At 70.0% G+C, this 5,255-nt stretch carries 4 protein-coding genes; all 4 read right to left on the minus strand.

What is annotated here, in order from left to right:
- Positions 1 to 171: 171 nt before the first annotated feature.
- The 4 genes from ACFZB3_RS50030 to ACFZB3_RS50045 all read right to left on the minus strand — a co-directional run bounded on the left by ACFZB3_RS50030 (position 172) and on the right by ACFZB3_RS50045 (position 5,129).
- A complete protein-coding gene (locus tag ACFZB3_RS50030) occupies positions 172 to 645 on the minus strand; it encodes a hypothetical protein (protein ID WP_391390587.1) in 474 nt (157 codons plus the stop codon).
- A 103-nt stretch (positions 646 to 748) separates the two neighbouring features.
- The gene (locus ACFZB3_RS50035; RefSeq protein WP_391390589.1) at positions 749 to 1,336 is read right to left on the minus strand and encodes a DUF6262 family protein; all 588 of its coding nucleotides are present in this window, start codon (positions 1,334 to 1,336) and stop codon (positions 749 to 751) included.
- Complete coding sequence (locus tag ACFZB3_RS50040) at positions 1,333 to 3,954, minus strand: tyrosine-type recombinase/integrase (protein WP_391390591.1); 2,622 nt, start codon at positions 3,952 to 3,954, stop codon at positions 1,333 to 1,335. The genes ACFZB3_RS50035 and ACFZB3_RS50040 overlap by 4 nt, the downstream gene beginning before the upstream one ends.
- Entirely contained in the window at positions 3,951 to 5,129 is a 1,179-nt protein-coding gene (locus tag ACFZB3_RS50045; RefSeq protein WP_391390593.1) for a tyrosine-type recombinase/integrase, read from the minus strand. The genes ACFZB3_RS50040 and ACFZB3_RS50045 overlap by 4 nt, the downstream gene beginning before the upstream one ends.
- Positions 5,130 to 5,255 lie beyond the last annotated feature (126 nt).

Raw genomic sequence — 5,255 nt, forward strand, 5'->3', positions numbered from 1 at the left:
ACTCCACTTTACCGACCACAGGAGCTCGTGAACCGGCTCTGAACTGCGACAACTCATAGACTACATGTCCGTGACGGCGAGTTGGGGCCGTTGCGGCAACTCGCCCGAGAGTTCTCGGGCCGGAGCCCCGGAGGCCAGTTGGCGTCCAGGGCTCCGGGGCTCCGTCTGGGTTCAGGCGGCGTTGGTCAGGACGGTGACCTTGTGTCCGGCAGGGACCGACAGCACCGCGCTTCCCTTGTTGTCGACGACGAGGGTGAAGCCGTCAACGACGGCTCGGCGGGCGGTGCCGTCGTCTTCAACCTCGACGGTGCCGCCGGTCAGCACGGCGGTGTCGAGGTACTGGATCGGCCGGGCCATGCCGCGGACGCCCCAGGGCTTGCCGGGGTTGGGGGTGCCGATCAGGTGGGACCACGTCGCCGAGGGGGCGCCGGGGAAGGTGACCCGGCCCTCGTTGTCGCGATGGGGCTGGCCGGTGACGTCGAAGGCGCTGACGACGGTGTTCTCGAAGATGCCGAGCACGGCGTCGCCGTACTCAGCGAGCGACGAGTCGCTGATGTTGAACCACTCTCCCAAGGTGGCTTGCTCGGGGGTGAGTTGGCCGTTGAGGACCTCGGGCCAAGTGGTGGAGACATGCACGAGGATCACGTGTCGCCCTCCCCTTTCCAATGAACGTCAGTTCATCACCTATGAATGCTGGATCAAAGATGACAGGTGTCCTCGCTGGGCGCCACCGGTTTCCGGAAGTCGGTCAGGTCCGCCCCGACGTCTCGGCGATGCGGGCTTCGAGGTCGGCGACGCGCCGGTCCTGGAAGCGGAGGTTGGAGCGGGCGGCCTGAAGCCGCTGGTCCAGAGTGCGGTTGTCGGTGGTGAGTTGACGGACACGCTGCTTGAGCGTGGTGTTCTCGGTGGTGATCCGCTGGATGGCTTCCTCGGCCCACTCGGCTTCCAAGTCGCGTATCTGACCGAGGACTTCGCCGATGCGGGTGCGCTGGGCAAGGATCTCTGTCTGGGCGGCCTTCAGCGCGTCTTCGGCGTTCAGTGCGCGTTCGCGCCATGTCGCTTCGCCTCTGTCGTCCTGCTCGGCGAGCATCTGGGATCGGCGTTCGCCAGCCTCTGCCATGGCGGTGGCGACTGCGGTCCTGGCCTCGGTGTTGTCGTAGAGGAAGGTGCGGGAGACGTCTGCTCGGCGGGCGACGGCGGCGACGCTGACCTGGGCTTTCTCGCGCCGGAGGCGGGTGATGGCCTGGTGGACGCGCTGGAGGGCGGTCTCGGTCTTGCGACGGCGGGCCGCCAGGGCCGCGGCGGTGCGCGGTTCGGGGATGGTGGCGGTGTTCATGCGACGTCCTGTTCGGGGCCGGTGTCCTCGGGTGCGCACGTATCGCTGTACTCGCCGTTGTCCTGTGCGGCGTCGGCGAGGTCGGTGGCGCGGAAGGCCGTGGACCACACGCGGTGGAAGTAGTCCTGGGGTTTGCGCAGGTCCAGGGCGAGGGCGTCGTCGAGGAGGCCGAGGCCGGCCAGGGCCTTTTCCAGGCCGTCGATGGCGCGGGCGGTGGGCTCGAAGTAGCGGTGCAGGTAGTCGGCGGTGGCATCGTCCGGGGCGCGCTCGGCCAGCAGTCGCCACTGCTCGCGCTTGCGCCGCCAGTAGAGCAGGTCAGCGCCCGAGAGGACGAACTTGTCGCAGTTGTGGCAGTCGAGGTTGAAGGGGCAGGCGCCGCCGTCGACGACGGGCTGGAAGGTGCAGAACCCGCCCTCGGCGGGAGTGCTGCGGCGAGAGAGGTCGATGGCCAGGGCCTGGGCCTGCTCGTGGGTGAGCGGGGTGGTGTCGCTGGTGAGGAGTTCGCCGGGGTGCGCGGTGCCGGGGCCGGCGACCCACACGTGCTGGAGGACGTTGTCCAGGTCCGACTGGGTCAGGTGGACGTAATGCTCGGCCATGCGGTCGGAGACCTGGCCGAGGTAGCGGCGGATGTGCGTCAGGGTCGCGCCGTGCCGCAGCAGCCGGGTGGCCAGCGTATGCCGGGCCTGGTGGGCGACGTAGTGACCGCCGAGGTCAAGCTCGGCGAGCCAGCTGCGGAAGCCGGTGTGGAACCAGGTGTAAGACAAAGCGCGGCGGCCGTCGGGGTTGAGGATGTCGGTGGGGAACAGGGCCAGGTGAGCGCGTTCAGCAGCAGTGGGCGGGCGGCCGGCATGCCGGTCGGCGTAGTGGGTCAGGGTCTTTTGACGGCGTTCTTCGAGCCGGTTAAGGAGATGGTCGGGGATGCGGACGGCCGCGTTCAGGTTGCCGACCTTGGTCTGGTCGTGCCAGAGCAGGGGCAATCCGCCGTAGCGGCCGACGCAGTCCAGGCGGAGCTGGATGACCTCGCTGGCGCGCCGGCCGGTGACGATGATGGTCTCCCACATGTCCCGCAGGCCCCGGTCGTGCGGGTCGTAGCCGTCGGCGAGCTGCTGCAGACTGGCCTCGTCCGCAAGGGCCCGGGCGACCTCGTCGGGGAAGGGGTTGCGGCTGCGGGGCGTGCCCGGGCCGCCGACCGGCATGGCGGCGATGAAGGCGCGGTCCAGACCGATCCGCTCGGCACTGCCGCGGTCCAGCGCGCCGCGCAGCAGGGCCCTGCCGTAGTTGAACACCATCCGGCGCGAGTTCTCGGTGACCTTCGCCCTTTTGCCGTCCAGGCGGGCCTGGCCGCGGAAGGCCAGGCCGAGGCGTTCGCGGTTGCGCAGGTCCGCGACGAAGCGGTGGACGTGGTCGCCGCGCAGCACGGTGGGGTCGTGCCCGCCGCCGGGCGCCTCAGCCTCGAGGAACGCAGACAGTTCGGCGCCGGCGCGGCGTACGAAGTCCACCGGCTGGGCGCTGCGCGGGCAGGTGGGCGAGCGCAGCACGTCCGCGATGTGGTCCCACAACAGGTCGCGCAGCCACCGCTGGGAGATGCAGGTCAGGTCGACGTAGCTGGAGCGATACGGGAAGCGCACCCCGAAGTGCTCGGTCTCGATGTAGCCGGCGTCCCGGGTGTCGGAGGGGGTGAAGTAGATCTTCCGCAGGGCCTGTTGTATCTCCTGGACCATGCGCTGGTGGTAGGCGCGGCGGAAGACGGACGCATCCAGGCCGGCCAGGGAGTCCACGTCGCGGCGCTGGCACTCGTCCGCGAGCGACTGCACCCACGTCAGGTGCCACACGGCGACGGGCTGCTGGCCGTGGACATACATGCCCCACTGCAACTCCGCCCGCAGCAAGGGCCGCAGCCCGCGCAGGTTGACCGTTCCGGTGCGGTGCACCGGCAGCTGTGCGCGGCACCAGGCGCGGAAGGCGACTTCGTCCTCGCAGGTCACCGGGACAGGGCGATCACGGCGCTCGTAGGTGGCGAAGAAGTTCTTCGGCGGCTTCGCCCCGCCCGGGCGCCCGGCCCGGATGTAGCCGCGCTCGTGCGCGCCGCACAGCCCCAGCGGCGAGGCAGCCAGTTCGTCGCACACGTCCGCGCGGCACTCACCGTAGCCCGGCAGCGCTGGCTGGTCGGCCAGCCACCGCTCGAACCCCGCCTCACCCCCGCCGGGGTGCCGCTTCAGGTGGCCAAGCCACCGGTTGCGGTGCCGGAAGCACAGCACCAGCTGCAGGCTGAACGCCGGCCGCTGCGGGCAGATCCGGCACATCATCGCCTCCGGCATCTCCGTGGCCGGCAGCGGCTCCGCCGTCCGCAGGAACTGAGCCCGGCTCATCCCATGCGCCTCCGCCTCCTGACACTGCTCGGCGTGCACCGAGCACATCGCGTAGCGCCGCCAGCGGGGCCGCGCGCAGTCCACGACCGTGCAGCTCCACGGGTAGACCAGGTGCGTCGGCGGGATCTTTAGCACCCCGCCGCGCAGCGCCGGGTCGAACTCGGGCCCGTTGATCAGAGCGGAGAGCACCTCCAGCCGGTCCCGTCGGTTGCGGGCATCCTGCTGCGTCAGCAGCAACGGCTCCGTCACTTCGTCTCACCCCATGCGGTGCGCAGGGCGGCGTCGAAGACCGGGTCGTGGACATCGACGTGTCCGTAGACCTCATCCACCATCGCGGCTGAGGCCCAGCCGCCGGCGTCCCGGGCGATCAGCGTGTTGCCCTCGGCGGCGTCGAGGACCGCGGAAGTAAACGAGTGCCGGAAGGCATGGGGTTTCACCAGCCCCAGTCCGGCGCGCTTCCCGGCCCGGCCGAGCATCCGCCGGGCCCCGACCGGCGCCCACGGCTGTCCGGTATCGGCACCGTGCAGCTGAACCAGGAGCATGCCGTGCCCGGCGCCGCGCGGGTACTCAGTAGTGACGTACTCGAAGTAGGTGTGCACCATCGCCGGGCTGACCCGCTTGATCAGCCCGCCGGTCACGATCCCGTGCTCGACCCGCCAGGGGTGCTTGGTCTTGGCTTCGGCGCGGTTCGGGTTGCCGGGCCGGTGGCAGACGTGCAGGTGAGGGGTGCGGCACTCGCCACAGGCCGCGTTCTCGCGCAGGTGCAGGTCGACCAGGTGAAGTCCGCAGAGCTCGCCGATGCGCAGCCCGCCGTCGGCGAGCCAGGTGACCACCAGCCGGTCCCGGGCGGCGTTCACCGTCTCCAGCAGCCTCCCCCGGGCGCCGTCCGGAAGCATCTTCGGATGTCGGCGGTGCGGCCCCTTCGGCGCCAGCGGGTTGGTGGGCAGCGACGACTTCACATGCCCGAGGAATGAACGGCGCCGGTCCACCCGCGACGGCAGCCGTGACTTATCGAGCTTCTTGCCGAGTTCGCCGTTGATGCCGAGGGAGGACTGGTGCAGGTAGAAGCCCTTCAGGCACGCCGCCGCGGTCGACAGCGCGGAGTGGCCGTATGGGCGCTTGCCGACCCGCCACGGCTCGCCGAGCGGCATGCGGACCTCGGCACCGACGATGCCCATGTACCGTTCCAGGTCCCGCAGTTGGACTGCGGAGAAGGCCAGGCACTCCCGCTCCAGCCACCGCAGGTGGTCCACCAGCAGATACGCGTACGTCCTCTGCGTTCCCGAACCATCATGCAGACGCAGGAACCGGTCCGCCTCCGCATGGACCGTCCCCTCGGGCCACAGGATCGTCCACGACCGCCGCCCGTCCTTCCGCTCGATCTGCTGGACCCTCAGGTCCCCGACCACCACGTGCCGTGCCACTCGTCCTCCGTACCGACTCCAGAACATGACAGACGTCCCGGACACGGTCGGTAAACAAGCCCAGGACGTGCTGGTCACAGTCCCAGACGGACATCACGGGCAGGACTACGGGCGGTCGGTAAACTC

The sequence above is a fragment of the Streptomyces sp. NPDC008092 genome (assembly GCF_042957285.1).
In the GTDB taxonomy this organism is placed as follows: domain Bacteria; phylum Actinomycetota; class Actinomycetes; order Streptomycetales; family Streptomycetaceae; genus Streptomyces.

What these genes read in the sequence shown, in the direction of transcription:
- ACFZB3_RS50035 (WP_391390589.1), bottom strand. Translation starts at nt 1,336, where the DNA reads ATGAACACCGCCACCATCCCCGAACCGCGCACCGCCGCGGCCCTGGCG.